The sequence below is a fragment of the Afipia dichlorophenoxyacetatis genome, from assembly GCF_055386385.1.
Genome location: NZ_AP029250.1, coordinates 4,186,817 through 4,202,641, shown reverse-complemented (window position 1 = coordinate 4,202,641; position 15,825 = coordinate 4,186,817). Strand labels below are relative to the sequence as shown.

The window sequence follows — 15,825 nt, the reverse complement described above, 5'->3', positions numbered from 1 at the left end:
GAGTTTCATTCTCACGATTCAGGTGGCAGAAACTCTGCCTGTGCCTTTGCGGCCTGCTCGGCAATGAAGTCCGCGGTCACGCGGACGCGCGCGATATTTCGCAAATCGCTGTGCAACATCAGCCAAAATGATCTGATGAGTTTGAAACGTCCCGGCAGAACGCGGACGAGTTCCGGCTCGTGCTTGGCGATGAAGCATGGCAGCACGCAAAGCCCGGCGCCGGCAATGGTGGAATTGAGCTGCGCGATAAGGTTCGAGCTCTTGATCGCTGGACGCAGGTCTGGCGATACGAAGTGGGTGTATTCGAGCCCCGGCGAGAAGATTAGGTCTTCGATGTACGAGATAAAGCGATGCGACGGCACATCGCCGGTGCTGTCGATCGCCGGATGATGGGCAAGATAAGTGCGCGATGCATAGAGGCCCAGCTCGTAGTCTGTCAGCTTGCGGGCATGGAGCCGGCCTTCGCTCGGCTGCGTCACCGTCACCGCAATGTCTGCCTCGCGCCGCGAGAGATTATATTCGCGCGGCATCGCGACCAGCTCAACAGTGAGGTCGGGATGGCGGTCGCACAGAATGCCGAGGCGGGGGGCGAGAAAGCGCGTGCCAAAGCCGTCCGGTGTCCCGATCCGTACGGCGCCGGTTGCCTGCAACGTTGCAGTTCCGATGGATTGTTCGACCGATGTGGCGAGTTGATCCATCTGCTCGGCCATCTCCAGCAGGCGTTCGCCGGCTTCGGTGAGGGATGAACCACTTGTCCGCCGATCAAACAACTGAGCCCCGAGGGAGGCTTCAAGCGCGGCTATGCGGCGGCTGAGTGTCGAATAGTCGACTTTCAACCGTTTCGCGGCTGCGGTCATGCTGCCGGAACGCGTGATCGCCAAAAACGATCTAACAAGATTCCAGTCAAATTGGTCGCTCATCTCACGGCTTTCAGTTTCCTTTGCCGCGGGGGCTGGCGCCGGCGACAATCCTTAGATCATCCATACGGCATCTTCGGTCAGGTTTCACGTCCCGTCGATGCCTGCCATTCGACGCACCCGTATTGACAGTGGGAGCGTTGCGCGCATCTATTCCACCAGATATTCGCAGCCTTGTTGCAAATGAGCTGCGTAAAAACATTCTGAAGACATCAGGGAGAAACGCGATGAGGAGTTTTCAGGTCACCGAATTCAAGGGGCCGTTGAAGGAGGTCGACATCGCGACCCCGCAACCGACAGGTTCGCAGGTCCTTTTGAAAGTAAAGGCCGCCGGCGTCTGCCACAGCGATCTACACATCTGGGAGGGCGGCTACGATCTCGGGCACGGCCGCAAGCCGTTGTCGCTCAAGGATCGTGGCGTGAATCTGCCGCTCACCATGGGGCATGAGACCGTGGGCGAGGTTGTCGCTTGGGGCCCGGAGGTGAGTGGTGTGTCCGTCGGCGATGTACGGCTGATCTATCCGTGGATTGGTTGCGGTAAGTGCGACGTCTGCCAGGCTGGCGATGAGAATATGTGTACCAAGCCGCGTTCGCTCGGCGTCTATTGTGATGGCGGATATTCCGACCACATCACGGTGCCGCATTCACGTTATCTGCTCGATCTGAAGGGGCTCGATCCGGTAACGGCTGCACCGTATGCCTGTTCGGGCGTGACGACCTACAGCGCGATCAAGAAGGTCGAAGCTTACTTCCACCAGCCCATTGTGATCTTCGGAGCCGGTGGTCTCGGCCTGATGGCACTGTCGTTGCTGAAGGCGATGGGCGGCAAGGGTGCCATCATGGTCGATATCGATGCGAACAAACGCGCGGCCGCTGAGAAGGAGGGGGCGTTGGCGACTGTGGATGGCGCAGCTCCTGACGCCCTTCAACAGATCATGGCAAAGGCCGGTGGCCCCATTCGCGGTGCAATTGACCTTGTCGGTAATTCCGCGACCGCGACGTTGGGATTCGACTGTCTCACCAAGGGCGGCAAGCTTGTCATTGTTGGCCTGTTCGGTGGTGGGGCTCCCTGGGCTTTGCCGCTGATCCCGATAAAGGCCGTCACGATCCAAGGCAGCTATGTCGGAAATTTGCGAGAAACGCAGGAACTGCTTGATCTCGTCCGCGAGAAGAAGCTTCCGCCGATCCCTGTGACGCGTCGTTCACTCTCACAGGCGGATGAGTCGCTTCGTGATTTGCAACAGGGCAAGCTCGTCGGGCGCGCGGTGCTGGTCCCGTAATGGGACCTAACTGCTATTGGTGCATAAACACGCCGAAATAGACCCAAATAATGAGGGCTGCTGCAATCACGGCTGAAATGATGATTCTCGACATGGGATCTCCGCTACGGTCCGCACAGGTCTATACACTTATTTGACGATGGGGAGAACGACGAGGGAGACGTCGCCGTTCTGTGGATCCGGGCCAACGGTAAAGCCGAGCTTTTTGCACATGTCGAGCATGGCGTGGTTGTGGTTCAGCACCTGACCGCGGATCGTGCGGACGCCTTCCACACGGGCGTACTCGATGATCATCTGCATCAGCATCCATCCGAGACCCAAGCCCTTTAGGTCTGACCGCACGAGAACCGCATATTCGGCGCTCGCGAAATCCGCGTCGGTATGCAGGCGAACTACTCCAAGCATCTTTCCGGTTGTTTCCTCGATCGCAATGAACGCCATTGCGCGTGCATAATCAAGTTGGGTGAGGCGGGCGATGAAGGGATGAGTCAGCTCCTTGATGGCGGAAAAGAAACGCAACCGAACATCTTCGCGGCTGACGTGCTCAAAGAATTCAGGATAGAGATGCTCGTCTTCGGGACGAACAGGTCGCACAAAAATCCTTCTGCCATCCTTGAGCGTTTGATGCCGCTCCCATTCTTTGGGATAAGGTCGGATCGAAAAACGATATTGCCCCGATCCGTGGACGGACTCGGTTAGTGGTGCGATGACAACGCGGGCATCGGCAGCGATGACACCGTCTCTGTCGGCCAGCAGCGGGTTGATATCCATCTCCCGGATCTCAGGGATATCAGAAGCCATCTGCGCCAGCTTGACCAGCAGCAGTGCGACGGCGTTCTCATTCGCGGCAGGGACGTCGCGGTAGCTTTTGAGAATGCGTGACACGCGGGTCCGCGAAATCAGATCCTTCGCGAGGTTCATATCGAGGGGCGGCAATGCAAGTGCCTTGTCGTTGATGACCTCGACGGCGGTGCCCCCGCGGCCGAACACCACCACCGGACCGAAGGTCGGGTCATCGGCTAATCCTGCAATCAGCTCACGAGCGCGAGGCCGCAGGATCATTGGATGGACGGTGACGCCATCGATGCGAGCGTCGGGCTTCATGGCGCGTGCTCGCTCAAGGATTTCGGCGGTCGCGTCGTGGACGGCGCGCTCACTGGTGAGATTCAACCGAACGCCACCAACATCGGACTTTGTCGGAATATCGGGCGAGCTGATTTTTACGACAACAGTCTTGCCTTCCGCCAGGAGCGGCGCTGCCGCGTGAACAGCTTGCTGCGCGTCGCGAGCCAGAATGGCGGATGCGATCGGGATGGCATAGGCCGCGAACAGGTCGGTGATCTCGATCGGGCTTAGCCAGGTCCGATTGTCTCTCAGCGCTTCCCGGATAATGGCGCGTCCCGCGATCACGTCAGGTGCGAAGTCTTCCGGCAGGCTGGGTGGCGTCTGCATGGCGACATCCAAACCTTCGCGGTAACGCACGATGTGCATGAAACCGCGAACAGCATCGGCTTCGCTGGAGAAGTGAGGAATACCAGCCGCGCCGAACACGGCCGCTGCTTCGCCATCATCACCAATCCAGGCCGCAAATACTGGCTTGCGGGAATAGGTCTCCTTGCGGTGCTTGAGCACAGCATTCACGACGGACTTCGCGTTTTCAATTGGAGACGCCAGGGTGTTCGGCGAGTTCATGATCAGGAGCGCGTTGTTGGCGGTATCGCCAAGAATCTGCTCGCAGGCCTGCGCGTAACGCTCTCCGTCCGCATCACCGAGGATATCGACCGGATTGGCGTTCGACCATCGTTCAGGAAGAATTTCTGCGAGAGCGTTTTTGACGTCCTCCGAGATGCTCGCCAGTTCACCCCCAAGGTCGATCAACCTATCCACGGCGAGAACGCCAAGGCCGCCACCATTGCTGAGAATGGCCAGCCGATGGCCATGGGATGATTGGATATGTCCAAGCGTTTCAGCAGCCGAGAATAGTTCGTCCATATCGAGCACGCGCACCAGACCTGCACGCCGGAACGCGGCATCATAGACCGCATCGGACCCGGCGAGTGCACCGGTGTGTGTGGCCGCCGCGCGCGCGCCTTGTTTGTGCCGCCCGGATTTGATGACGACCACCGGCTTGACGCGGGCGGCGGCTCTTGCCGCCGACATGAACTTGCGCGCATCACTGATGGATTCGACATAGAGGAGAATGGCGCGCGTTTCGGTGTCGAGCGCGAAATAATCCAGCAGATCGCTGAAATCGACGTCGAGATTTTCTGTCATCGATGCGATGGCTGAAAATCCTACGTCTCGGTTCATGGCCCATTCGACCAGAGCGGTTGATATCGCTCCCGATTGCGAGATCAGGGCGAGATCTCCCGCCTTCGGCAGGCGCGAAGCGAAACTGGCGTTGAGATTGATGCGGGGGACGAGAATACCGAGCGAGGGGCCGATCAGCCGCAAGCTCGTCGCGCGCGCAGTCTGTGCGATGGATTCGGTGGAGGACCCCGTGCCGTGCCCCAGTCCCGCGGTCAGGATCATGGCGGTCGGGCAGCCCCGCGCGCCGACTTTTCTGACAACACTTTCGACAGACGACGGCGGAACGCTGATGATCGCAAGGTCCGGTGTTCCGGGCACATCCTTAATGTCCGGCAATGTCTTGATGCCTTCGATCTCGGGATATTTCCGGTTGATCACATGGATCTGCCCGCTGAACCCGCCAGCGCGGAGGTTGCGTAGCGTGGTGCCGCCGACCGAATTGGATTTCGGGCTTCCTCCGATCAGCACGATGGAGCGCGGCGCGAACAGATGGTCGAGGCGATAGGTGCTCATGCGGGATCCAGCGGCATTGCTACCAGAAGCCTAGCGCATTTGGATCGCAAAATCCGCAGGCTATTGGCCGCGGACCGCACTTGTGGGATCAGGATTTCCGGCTGCGGAGCTTGCCGACAACGCCGGTCGGGAAGAAATACACGCTCGCGATGAAGAGCAGTCCGAGCCACAGCAGCCAGCGATCGGGAGCAAGCAGATCGGGTAGCACGGGAATGCCCGCGCTCGCGGTCGCTTTGGCGGCCATGCCCATCAGTGTCTGCAGATAGTTTTCCGCGAGGATGAACATCGCGGCGCCAATGATGGCGCCATAAATTGTGCCCATGCCGCCGATGACGACCATCAGGAGAATATCGACCATGATGGTGAAGCTGAGCGACGTGTCAGGGCCGGCATAGCGCAGCCACAGCGAGTTCAGCATGCCCGCTGCTGCCGCCACCAGCGCGGCGAGACAATTCGCCCAGGTCAGGTGAAACACAGTGCGGTAGCCCAGGGCTTCGGCTCTGAAGCGATTTTCGCGTATCGCCTGGAGTACACGGCCGAACGGCGAGTTCACAATGCGGAGCAGGGCAAGGATCATCGCAGCCGCGGCAAGAAACACGATGTAGTAGGTCAGTGTGCGGCCATTGAATTCGAATCCGAACACGTCCTTCGAAATCAGCACGGTGCCGGGGCGTAGCAGTTCGGGAAGCTGGAAGCTTCGCCCGTCGTCGCCACCGGTGAGCCAGGACATCTGGGAGGCCAGCACCTGAAAGGCCGACGCCACAGCCAGCGTGATCATCGCAAAGAAGATCGCTTGCACGCGAAGCGAAAACAGGCCGATGCCGAGCGCGAGCAGCACCGCCAGCGGAAGACCAATGGCAATGCCTGCAGCGATGCCGCTCCATGTCGGTCCGAGCGCATAGAGTGCAATAGCGATGGCGTAACTGCCGATGCCATAGAACATGGTGTGGGCAAACGACACGGTGCCCGTGTAGCCAAGCAGAAGGTCATAGGACGCGACCAAAGCTGCAAAAACGCAGATCTTGGTGGCGACGTTCATGGCTTTCGCGCCGGGGAACAGGAAGGGCGCCAGCGCCAACGTTGCCACGATGACGATGAGCAGAAGGCTTAGAATGCGGCTGCGCGGCGGATCGCCGGAAAGGATCATCATCGATTTGTCACCGGAAAGAGGCCGCGGGGCCGCCACATCAGGATCGCCACCATCAGCAGGATGTTCGAGACCAGTGCGAGCTTCGGCACAAGGAAGCCGCCATAATTGGCGACCATCGCCACCAAAATCGCGCCGATGAAGCAGCCGCTGATCGAGCCGAGGCCACCGATGATGATGACGATGAAGACGAGCACCATCAGATCGCCGCCCATCGAAGCATGCACTTCCTCGCGGTAGAGCGCCCACATGATGCCACCGAGGCCCGCAAGCGCGGAGCCTGCCATGAAGACACCGAGGAACAGCCGCTTGATGCGGTATCCGAGCGCTTCCACCATTTCGCCATTCTCGACGCCGGCGCGGATCAGGAGGCCGATTTTGGTCCGGTTCAGCACCAGGAGAATGCTTCCAAACACGACAAGGCCAACGATCATTGCAAGCACGCGGTATTTGGCAATCGCAATATCACCGAAGATGAAAGAGCCGCGCAGCGAGGAAGGAAGCGGCAGCGGAATTCGCACTGGTCCCCACAGCGCATAGAGGGCCTGCTCGGTGACGATCAGTCCGCCCATGGTGATGAGGATTTGCTTGAGATGATTGCCGTACACGGGAAGGATCAACACGCGCTCGAACACCAGGCCGAGCGCGCCTGAGACAGCCATCGACAGCAACGCCGCTGGTGCGAGAGCCGCGAGATTGAGCCATAGCGAGTCCGCCTGGACGTAGGGCGCTAGGGGGACCAGCACCAGCGTCGCTACATAGGCACCGACCGCGATGAAAGCACCGTGACCGAAGTTCAGCACATCCATTAGACCGAATACCAACGTGAGGCCGGACGCCATGATGAAGATCATCATTCCCATGGCAAGGCTTGCCACAGTGAGCGTGACCCAGGTGCTGGGTGATCCGATCAGCGGTATGGTTACGAGAGCCAGCGCAATCGGCAGCAGCAACGGAATGAAATCCCGCTTGGCCTGTGGTAACGGTTCGGTGGCGGCGAGGTCGGTCATTGATGTGCCTCCAGGCTGAGGCCAAGGAGTTTTTCCTGCAGTGGGGTATCCTGTGCCAAATCGCTCATCATGCCGCGGTGAATGATCTTGCCATTGTCCATCACGACGACGCTGTCACCGACTTCCTGTGCGACACGAAAATTCTGTTCGACAAGAAGGATAGTTGCGCCGCGCTTTTTCACTTCGGCAAGACACTCGATCAGGTTGACCACGATCGCGGGCGCAAGGCCTTTGGTCGGCTCATCAATCAGCAACAGCTTGCGCGGTTCGACGATGGCGCGCGCGATGGACAGCATCTGCTTTTGCCCGCCCGAAAGCGAACCAGCACGCGACAGCCAGAAACGTTTCAAGGCCGGAAAGAATCCGAAGATCCATTGCAGTTGCGTATCGTCGAGCGGGCCTTGGCGTGCGGCCAGCACGAGGTTCTCTTTGACCGTCAGATCGGAAAACACCGCCATCGTTTCCGGCACGTAGCCGACGCCGAGGCCTGCGATATCCGGCGTGGCCTTCTTCTCGATATTTTGTCCGGCGAGGAGGATCTGGCCGGAGGAGGGGGACGACAGCCCCATGATGGTGCGGAGCGTTGTCGTCTTGCCTGCGCCGTTGCGGCCGAGCAGCATCGTGATCTGGCCTGCAGGCACCAGGAAGTCGACGCCATGCAGGATGTGATATTGCCCGATGTGGGTGTGCACGTCGGTGAGGGTCAGCATGTCGCTCATGCTGCGGTCTTTCCGGGAGCGACGCCAAGGTAAGCCTCCTGCACGATGGGCGATGCGATCACCTCTGCAGGTTTTCCGTCTGCAACAAGCTGGCCGTTGTGCAAGACGATGATGCGGTCCGCCAGCGAGCGCACGACATCCATCTTGTGCTCGACCAGCAGGATAATCTTGCTGCTGTCAGTTTTGAGCTTCGCGATCAGGTCGAGCACGACCGGGACTTCGTCCACGCTCATGCCAGCGGTTGGTTCGTCGAACATAAAGACTTTGGGTTCAAGCGCCATCATCAGTGCAACTTCGAGCTTGCGCTGATCGCCGTGAGAGAGGGCTGCGGCTGCCACATTGCGCCGACTGCCGAGCGCGATGGTGTTGAGGATTTCGTCGGCACGTTCAATCAGATCGCGGCGTTTCATCCACGGCCGCAGCATGTCGTAATGGACGCCGGAGGCTGCCTGTACCGCAAGGCGGACGTTTTCTTCCACGCTTAAATTCGGAAAGAGATTGGTGAGCTGGAACGCGCGGCCAAGTCCTTTGCGCGTGCGCAGTGGCGCGGACAGCCGGGTGATATTCTCGCCATCGAGCAAGACTTCACCGCTGGTTGGACGAAGCTGTCCCGAGATCAGATTGAAATAGGTGGTTTTTCCGGCGCCATTCGGTCCGACAATGGCGGTGAGTTCGCCCGGACGGAACGTGCAACTGACCTTATTGACGGCGACGTGGCCACCGAAGCGGATGGTCATGTCACGCGTTTCGAGGGTGAGAGTCATCGGCCTGCTCGCATTGGAATCGCCAGACTGATTTATGCCGGGCAGACCGGCTTCACGCCAGAGGCATAAATGGCGATGGCCGGGACATGCCCGGCCATCAGGTTTCAAGAGGCTCAGCGCTTGTTACGGATCGGGATGTCCATGTCCTCGATCTTCAATTCCCGGACCAGCTCATTGTCAGCCCATGGGAGGTTCGGATCGACCCTGATGCGGAAGTGATACATGCTCTGAAGCGCCTGATGGTCTTCCTTGCGGAATACCATCTTGCCTTTCGGCGTATCGAATTCCATGCCTTCCATCACCGCAATTAACTTCTCGGTGTCGGTGGACTTGGCTTTTTCAACCGCCGTTACAGCGGCCATTGCTGCAGCAAAACCACCTGCCGTGAAGAAGTCCGGTGGCGTGTTGAAGCGCTTCTGGTGCTCAGTGACAAGCCAGTCGTTGATCGGATTCTTCGGGATGCCGTAATAGTAGTAGGCCGCGCCTTCCATGCCGGGCAGCCGCTTGTAGGCGGCGAGGGCGGGAAGAATGTTGCTGCCGGTGGACAGCTCAATGCTGTAGCGCTTCGGGTCCATGTCCTGCAGCTTGGTCAGCGGGTCGCCGCCGCCAGCCCAAATCACCCAGATGATCTTGCGGCCCGGCTTGTCCTTCAGCGCGTCGAACAGACGCTGTCCTGCCGCAGTGAAATCGGTCGTTGTCGGCGGCACATATTCTTCAGCCGCAAGCGTTGCGCCGGTCTTGGCGAGCGCTTCCTTGAACGCTGCGATGCCGTCGCGGCCAAAGGCGTTATCTTGGCCGAGGGTGGCAATGGTCACGCCCTGCTTGCCGATAGCAACGGCGTTGGCGATCGCGTCCTGGGACGAGTTGCGGCCGGTGCGGAAGATGTAGCGATTCCATTTGTCGCCGGTGATGGCATCGGCAACTGCCGGCTCCACGATCAGCACCTTCTTGTTTTCTTCAGCGATGGGCAGCATGGCGAGTGCCGCGCCCGACGCCGTTGTCCCGATCGCGATATCGACCTTGTCGTCCTGATAGGCTTCGGCGAGCGCAGCCTTGGCGAGGTCCGGCTTGCCCTGATCGTCCTTGGTGATGATGACAATCTTGCGGCCATCCACCATCATGGTGTTTTTGGTCGCGTATTCCAGTCCCATCCGCAGTCCGGTTTCGGTCTGCTTGGCATAGGCCTCTAACGGGCCGCTTTTGCCATAGATCAGCGCGATCTTCAGGTCGTCAGCCGATGCCGATGTCGCGGCCAGGGCCGCTGCGGCGACTGCTGCGAAAAGTGCAATTTTACGCATTGATGTCCTCCCATTCTCCTGAGTGGACTCCTGCGCTGGATTGGCCACCCGCGTCAATAGTGCGGGGGCGGTGGTTCGGGCGGTGCCCCGGCGACCGATTTCATCTCGGCGTCATGAAGGCGGTCGCGCAGATTGGCCACCTCCCGGGTTAGTGCGTCAATTTGGCGCCACTGTTCGGTAATGGTCTTGTTCAGGGTCTCAATTGTCTCATCCTGATAGGCGATACGGATTTCCAGCGCGTCGATCCGTGCCGCCAGCGACTGGGACTCACTCATCAGGGGACTCGCTCGTTTCGCCTTCAAGGGTGGACTTTGGCCGTTCCGAGAGACCATGGCCGAGCGCCACCCGCTGATCGAAAACAAAGCACTCGCCGCGCCACAGGCTTTGGTCCTGAGGAACATCCTCAAGGTATTTCAGGATGCCGCCCTTGAGGTGATAAACTTCCTCAAAGCCTTGGGAGAGCAGGTAGGAGCTGGCCTTTTCACAGCGGATGCCGCCGGTGCAGAACATGGCGATCTTCTTATGCTTGGCCGGATCGAGCGCGCGGCTGGCGAAATCGGGAAATTCGCCAAAGCGGGTAATATTTGGGTCAAGCGCGCCCTCGAACGTCCCCATCTCCACCTCGAACTGGTTGCGGGTGTCGATCAAAAGGATGTCCGGCTGCTTGACCAGATCATTCCAGTCCGCGGCATCGACATAAACCCCCACCTTGGCATTCGGATCGGTGTCCGGGTCGCCGATGGTCACGATTTCCTTCTTCAGCCGCACCTTCATTCGGTTGAAAGGCATCTCAGCGGCGCCAGAGTATTTAAGCTCGAGGTTGTCGAGGCGACCGTTGAAAAGGGCGCCGTTCTGCATCTGATTGACCAGCGCGTCGATCGCGACTTCGCGGCCGGCGACCGTGCCGTTGATGCCTTCCTCGGCAAGCAGGATGATACCCTTGATATCCAGGGCCACGCACATGTTACGCAGCGGCTCCCGCAGGGCCTGAAAATCCGGCAGGGTGACGAATTGATAAAAAGCAGCGACCTTGTAAGACATGGCGGCGTTATATCAGCAGGTTGCAGGAAGGGTATATGGCAGTCCGGCCCAGTAACGCAGGACGGCTCCCGGGGCCATATTCACTGCAAATCTATTAGGTCCGGGCCCGTTTGTAGGCTTCCCGGAGGGCCGAAGGGGCGATCTCAGGGCCGACCGTCATCGCGGGGGACATAGCCCTCACTTCCGAGCAAGTAGGGGGCTGACCTAACCTTTAGGCGAGAGGGAACTCGCTCTTAAATGTGTGACTTTCAGGCACTTATTCCTGCTTTATTTGGATGCCACGCCTCGTCACGCCGGAAATCTGCTAGATAAAAGTTCCCTGCCTTCCATCGAATCGGATTTGCCTTGTCTCACGGAATTTCAAACGATCCGACCCCCGGCGCGGCCGGTAAATTCAGTATCGCTTTTGGGATCGAGAGGATCGGCCTGATCCCACTCCGCGCGCCAAAGCTGGCAGCCGCCATTCTCCTCGCGCTCTGCGTCATCGCAGTCTTCGGCATTCAGCGCATCAAGATCGACGACTCGCTCAGCCAGCTCTTCCGATCCGATACCCGCGAATACAAGCAGTACGAGGAAGTGACGAAGCGTTTCCCCTCCAGCGAGTACGATGTGCTGGTGGTGGTGGAAGGCAAGACGCTGCTGGAGCGGAATTCGCTTGAGAAGCTGCGCGATCTGGTCACCGACCTGCAATTGGTCGACGGCACACGTGGCATCATCTCGCTGTTCTCTGCGCGCCAGCCTCCTGAAAACGGCAGGCTGCCGGCGGCGCTGTTCCCCGAGACATTGCCGGAGGGCAAGGACTACGACGCCTTCATCGAGAAGGTGAAGAGCAACGAAGTGATCCGCGGCAAGCTGTTGTCGGAAGACGGTACACTCGCGCTGATCGTGCTGGCGCTGGACCCGCAGATCGTCGGCAACAAGGGTCTCAACACCACCATCGGCGAAGTCCGCAAGGCGATGTCGGAAGACCTGGAAGGCACGGGCCTCACCAGCCAGCTCTCCGGCGTTCCGGTCATGCAGCTTGAGATCCGCAACGCCGTCGAGCGCGACGGTCTCACCTACAACATCGCGGGCATTCTCGCGGGCTGCATCATCGCGATCATCTTCTTCCGCCGCGTCTCATTCATGATCGTCGCAGCCTTTCCGCCGCTGCTGGCGATCCTGCTTTCGATCGGCGCGCTGGGCTGGTTGGGATTCAGCCTCAACATGTTCCTGAACGTGATGACCCCGCTGATCATGGTCATCAGTTTCTCGGACTCTATGCAGCTAACGTTCGCGGCTCGCGACCGGCTCATTGCAGGCGAGGACAAGTATACAGCTTTTCGGAATGCCGTCCTGGTGGTTGGCCCAGCTTGCGTGCTGACCCACGGCACTGCAGCGCTGTCCTTCATCGCTCTGCAGTTTTCCGATTCCGACCTGATCCGCACCTTCGGTGAAGCGGGATTGATGGCGACGTTGATTGCACTGCTCGCCGTGCTGTCGCTCGTGCCGGTGTTCGGTGTTCTCCTTGTGCGCAATGAGAACCTGCTGGCCACCAAGATCAAGGGAGCGGATCAGGGTGTTGAGGCGCTCCGCGCCTTTGTTGCCTGGATCGCCGTGCGCATGGTCGGAAGGCCTGCGTTGTTCAGCCTGATCGCATTACTGGTGGTCGGCGGTCTCGGTATTGTCTACGCACACCTTGAGCCGCGCTATCGCCTTGCCGATCAGGTGCCGGACAAGCAGCAGGCCGTTGAGGCCTCGAGCCGTCTTGATGCCAAGTTGACCGGCGCCAATCCGATCGACGTGCTGATCGAGTTTCCGAAGGGCAAGTCTCTCTATGACAAGGAAACGCTGGACACGATTGCGGCGGTGCATTCGATCATCGAAAAGCAGGCAGGTGTCGGTAACGTCTGGTCGCTGGAGACGCTGCGGCGCTGGATCGCTGAAAAGGCAGGAAAGTCTGACGTCGAAACTCTGAAGCAGTATGTCGATATGCTTCCAGCCTATCTGGTCAGGCGCTTCATCTCTAAGGAAGAGGATGCGGTTGTCGTTTCAGGGCGTGTGCCGGATCTCGATTCCAGCGAGATCCTGCCGACCGTTGAAAAGCTCGATGCGGCCATGGGGGCGGTGCGCTCAGCACACCCGGGATATGAAATCGCAGTGACAGGCCTGTCGGCCATCGCCGCTCGTAACAGCGCCGCCATGATCGACAAGCTCAATCACGGTCTTACGATCGAATTCCTACTGGTCGCCGCCTTTATCGGGCTCGCGTTCCGCTCTGTGGTCGTGATGCTTGTGAGCATCCTGCCGGGCATTTTCCCGGTGGTGCTCTCGGGCACCGTGCTTTGGCTGATGGGAGAGGGACTGCAATTCGCCAGCGTGGTGGCGCTGACTGTCTCGTTCGGACTGGGGCTGAGTGCGACGATTCACTTCCTCAACCGCTTGCGGCTGGAGGAGCGGCCTGGTCTTGACGAAGGCAAGGCGGTGGAGCGCGCCACGGTGCTGGTTGGGCCGGCGCTGATCTTGACCACCGTGGTGCTGGCTTGCGGCTTGGTGGTCACGGTCTTTTCGGATCTGCCGTCGCTGCGCCTGTTTGGATGGCTCAGCGCATTTTCAATGATCGCCGCATTGATCGCCGACCTCTTCATCCTGCGGCCGACTGCGATGTTCCTGATCAGCACATCGCGCCGCATTCAGGATGCTTGGGGTAATAAGGCAGCGAAGTAGGAAATATCCCGAACCTCCGGGATGCTTTTCTGAACGTCAAAAACAAAAAGAGCCTCATGACGGATATCCGTCATGAGGCTCTTTTTTGGCTTCTTCTAAGATCAGTTGCCGCGCGCTAGGCTGATCGTAACTCCGCGGAGCTCGCCCTTCGAACTGATGTTCACGGACTGCTTGTTGCCGCGGGTCACGACGTTGAATGTCGCTGCATAGCCGTTGGTCTGGACCAAGGCGTCAATCTGGCCATTGGCAATGCGGCCAGAGATGCTGCCGCTGACGTTTCGGCTCGCTTCATTCCAGGAGCCGGAAATGTTGCTTCCGCTGGCTGCGACGTCGCTGGTCAGTTCGAACTTGTAGCTGTCGCTGGCGCAGCGCAGGACTTGATGAAGGTTATTGCCGCTGCCGTCCACGGTATAGGTCCCGCGGCAACGGATACGTTCAGTGCCCCCTTCGGCAATCGAGATAGTGCCATTGCCAGACCAGTTGCCTGCAAAATTGGCAAACGGTGCGGAGTCGGCGTGGACGACGGCAGGAGCCATTATAACTGCAGCGGCGAGAGCCCCACCGCGAAAATGACGTGAATTAAAACCCAGACCCGAGAAAGTCATTTTAAAGCCCATCCGTTGATGTCGGTATGTATTGGTGGCTCATACCACGGTTTGGTTCACGGGAAAATGTCAGCTGAATGGTCCAAAAGAGTAAAAACTGCAACAATTGAGGCTTGTCGGGCCCGTGATGCAGAATGTTGTAAACCCTTTCTGAAATCGATCGCGGTCGTTCTCGCATAAATTGGGGTTTATCAGCTTACCTTTGGCGCCTGACTATTTTCTCGGCGAAGATTGATCCGTGCGACGCAGCACGCGTTTTCATCCCAAACGATTTTCTTTCTGCCAGTGGACAAGGTCGATTTTCGGTCATCTAATCTGACCCAATAAGGTCGGCGGGTAAACGCACGACCATTAGGGAGAAAACAATGAAGCTGACACGACGTGATTTTTCTATTGGTTTGGCTGCCGGGCTTGCTGCGCCTGCATTGATCCGAAGCGCCGCCGCCCAGGGTGCCACTATTAAGATTGGCATGGTTCTTCCTGTCACCGGCTCGGCCGCTGAACAGGGCAAATTCGCACTTAACGGCGCAAAGCTCGCATTAGAGGCTGTCAACAAGGCAGGTGGTGTTCTCGGCAAGCCACTCGAACTCGTGACGGAAGATGATCAGACCACCAATCCGGGTGTTGTGCTTGCGTTCTCCAAGCTGGCCGCGCAGCCGGATATCGTGGCGTTCCTTGGCTCGATCCGTTCGACGCAGGTTCACGCCATGGCCCCCGATGTGCTGAAGCTCGGCAAGCCGATGGCAATTGGCGGAACAGATCCCAACCTGACCCACATGGGCAACAAGTGGCTGTTTCGCTTCCGTCCCAACGACAGCTACTCGGGCAGCGTGATCGCCGATTACGGTGTCAACACGCTTGGCAAGAAGAAGTGGGCGATCCTGCATTCGACCGACGCGTTCGGCACGGCAGGCGGAAAAGCGCTCACCGAAGGGTTGGACAAGCTCGGAGTAAAGCCCGTGCTTGATCAGGGGTACGCAAACCAGAGTCAGGATTTCACGCCGGTGGTGCTGGCCATCAAGCAATCCGGAGCTGATATCCTTGGTTCGTACTTCACCTTCGAGAACGATCTCGGCATCTTCGCGCGTCAGTTGCGCCAGCTCGGCGTCAACATTCCTTGGGTGGGGTCGCCATCGATCGTTGGCGTATCGTCAACGCGACTTGCCGGCGCCACGTTGTATGGAACATACGGCGTCGCTGATTATGCCGAAGATTCCAGCGAGGCATCCAAGGTATACGGCAAGGCCTATCGCGATGCTTACAAGCTCGCGCCGGACAACCAGAGCGCATGGACCTACGATGCCGTCAACGTGCTGGCAAAGGCCATGAACACCGCGAAGTCCACCGAGCCTGAAAAGGTTCGTGACGCGATCCTCGCAATCAAGAAGTATCAAGGCGCGGAAGGTGAATACAACTTCGACGCCAATGGTGATGGTCTTCATGGCTACAACATCGTGAAGAACGACAAGGGAAATATCGTCTTCGAGAAGCACATCGAAGCTGAAAAGTAACAGT

The 15,825-nt window shown here is 58.8% G+C and carries 13 protein-coding genes; 3 read left to right on the top strand and 10 right to left on the bottom strand.

Going from position 1 to position 15,825, the window contains the following annotated elements:
* Window positions 1–11: 11 nt before the first annotated feature.
* Window positions 12–920, bottom strand: coding sequence for a LysR family transcriptional regulator (locus ACZ5C3_RS19635; protein ID WP_464032287.1), 909 nt, complete (start codon window positions 918–920; stop codon window positions 12–14).
* Between the two features lie 224 nt (window positions 921–1,144).
* Between ACZ5C3_RS19635 and ACZ5C3_RS19630 the strand changes: the two genes are divergently transcribed.
* Window positions 1,145–2,197, top strand: a complete 1,053-nt coding sequence (locus ACZ5C3_RS19630) for an alcohol dehydrogenase (RefSeq protein WP_464032285.1) — start codon at window positions 1,145–1,147, stop codon at window positions 2,195–2,197.
* A 129-nt stretch (window positions 2,198–2,326) separates the two neighbouring features.
* Here ACZ5C3_RS19630 and ACZ5C3_RS19625 read toward each other — a convergent pair whose 3' ends face one another.
* The 8 genes from ACZ5C3_RS19625 to trhO all read right to left on the bottom strand — a co-directional run bounded on the left by ACZ5C3_RS19625 (window position 2,327) and on the right by trhO (window position 10,999).
* Window positions 2,327–5,020, bottom strand: coding sequence for a bifunctional acetate--CoA ligase family protein/GNAT family N-acetyltransferase (locus ACZ5C3_RS19625; RefSeq protein WP_464032283.1), 2,694 nt, complete (start codon window positions 5,018–5,020; stop codon window positions 2,327–2,329).
* Window positions 5,021–5,108: 88 nt separating this feature from the next.
* Entirely contained in the window at window positions 5,109–6,170 is a 1,062-nt protein-coding gene (locus ACZ5C3_RS19620; protein ID WP_464032282.1) for a branched-chain amino acid ABC transporter permease, read from the bottom strand.
* A complete protein-coding gene (locus ACZ5C3_RS19615; RefSeq protein WP_464032281.1) occupies window positions 6,167–7,177 on the bottom strand; it encodes a branched-chain amino acid ABC transporter permease in 1,011 nt (336 codons plus the stop codon). The genes ACZ5C3_RS19620 and ACZ5C3_RS19615 overlap by 4 nt, the downstream gene beginning before the upstream one ends.
* Window positions 7,174–7,896 carry an ABC transporter ATP-binding protein gene (locus ACZ5C3_RS19610; protein WP_464032279.1) on the bottom strand — a complete coding sequence of 241 codons (723 nt, stop codon included), beginning with the start codon at window positions 7,894–7,896 and terminating at the stop codon, window positions 7,174–7,176. Before ACZ5C3_RS19610 ends, ACZ5C3_RS19615 begins: the two co-directional genes overlap by 4 nt.
* Window positions 7,893–8,660: an ABC transporter ATP-binding protein gene (locus ACZ5C3_RS19605; protein WP_464032277.1), complete on the bottom strand. Its 768-nt coding sequence runs from the start codon at window positions 8,658–8,660 to the stop codon at window positions 7,893–7,895. Before ACZ5C3_RS19605 ends, ACZ5C3_RS19610 begins: the two co-directional genes overlap by 4 nt.
* A gap of 113 nt (window positions 8,661–8,773) precedes the next feature.
* On the bottom strand, window positions 8,774–9,958 hold the full coding sequence (locus tag ACZ5C3_RS19600; RefSeq protein WP_464032275.1) for a substrate-binding domain-containing protein: 1,185 nt from the start codon (window positions 9,956–9,958) through the stop codon (window positions 8,774–8,776).
* A 53-nt stretch (window positions 9,959–10,011) separates the two neighbouring features.
* Entirely contained in the window at window positions 10,012–10,233 is a 222-nt protein-coding gene (locus ACZ5C3_RS19595) for a SlyX family protein (protein WP_464032273.1), read from the bottom strand.
* Window positions 10,226–10,999, bottom strand: a complete 774-nt coding sequence (gene trhO, locus ACZ5C3_RS19590; RefSeq protein WP_464032272.1) for an oxygen-dependent tRNA uridine(34) hydroxylase TrhO — start codon at window positions 10,997–10,999, stop codon at window positions 10,226–10,228. Before trhO ends, ACZ5C3_RS19595 begins: the two co-directional genes overlap by 8 nt.
* 345 nt (window positions 11,000–11,344) lie before the next feature.
* Between trhO and ACZ5C3_RS19585 the strand changes: the two genes are divergently transcribed.
* Window positions 11,345–13,705: an efflux RND transporter permease subunit gene (locus ACZ5C3_RS19585; protein ID WP_464032270.1), complete on the top strand. Its 2,361-nt coding sequence runs from the start codon at window positions 11,345–11,347 to the stop codon at window positions 13,703–13,705.
* A 101-nt stretch (window positions 13,706–13,806) separates the two neighbouring features.
* Here ACZ5C3_RS19585 and ACZ5C3_RS19580 read toward each other — a convergent pair whose 3' ends face one another.
* The gene (locus tag ACZ5C3_RS19580; protein WP_464032269.1) at window positions 13,807–14,310 is read right to left on the bottom strand and encodes a hypothetical protein; all 504 of its coding nucleotides are present in this window, start codon (window positions 14,308–14,310) and stop codon (window positions 13,807–13,809) included.
* 365 nt (window positions 14,311–14,675) lie between these two features.
* On the opposite strand from ACZ5C3_RS19580, the gene ACZ5C3_RS19575 reads away from it, so the two are divergent.
* Window positions 14,676–15,821, top strand: coding sequence for an ABC transporter substrate-binding protein (locus ACZ5C3_RS19575; protein WP_464032267.1), 1,146 nt, complete (start codon window positions 14,676–14,678; stop codon window positions 15,819–15,821).
* Window positions 15,822–15,825: the final 4 nt, after the last annotated feature.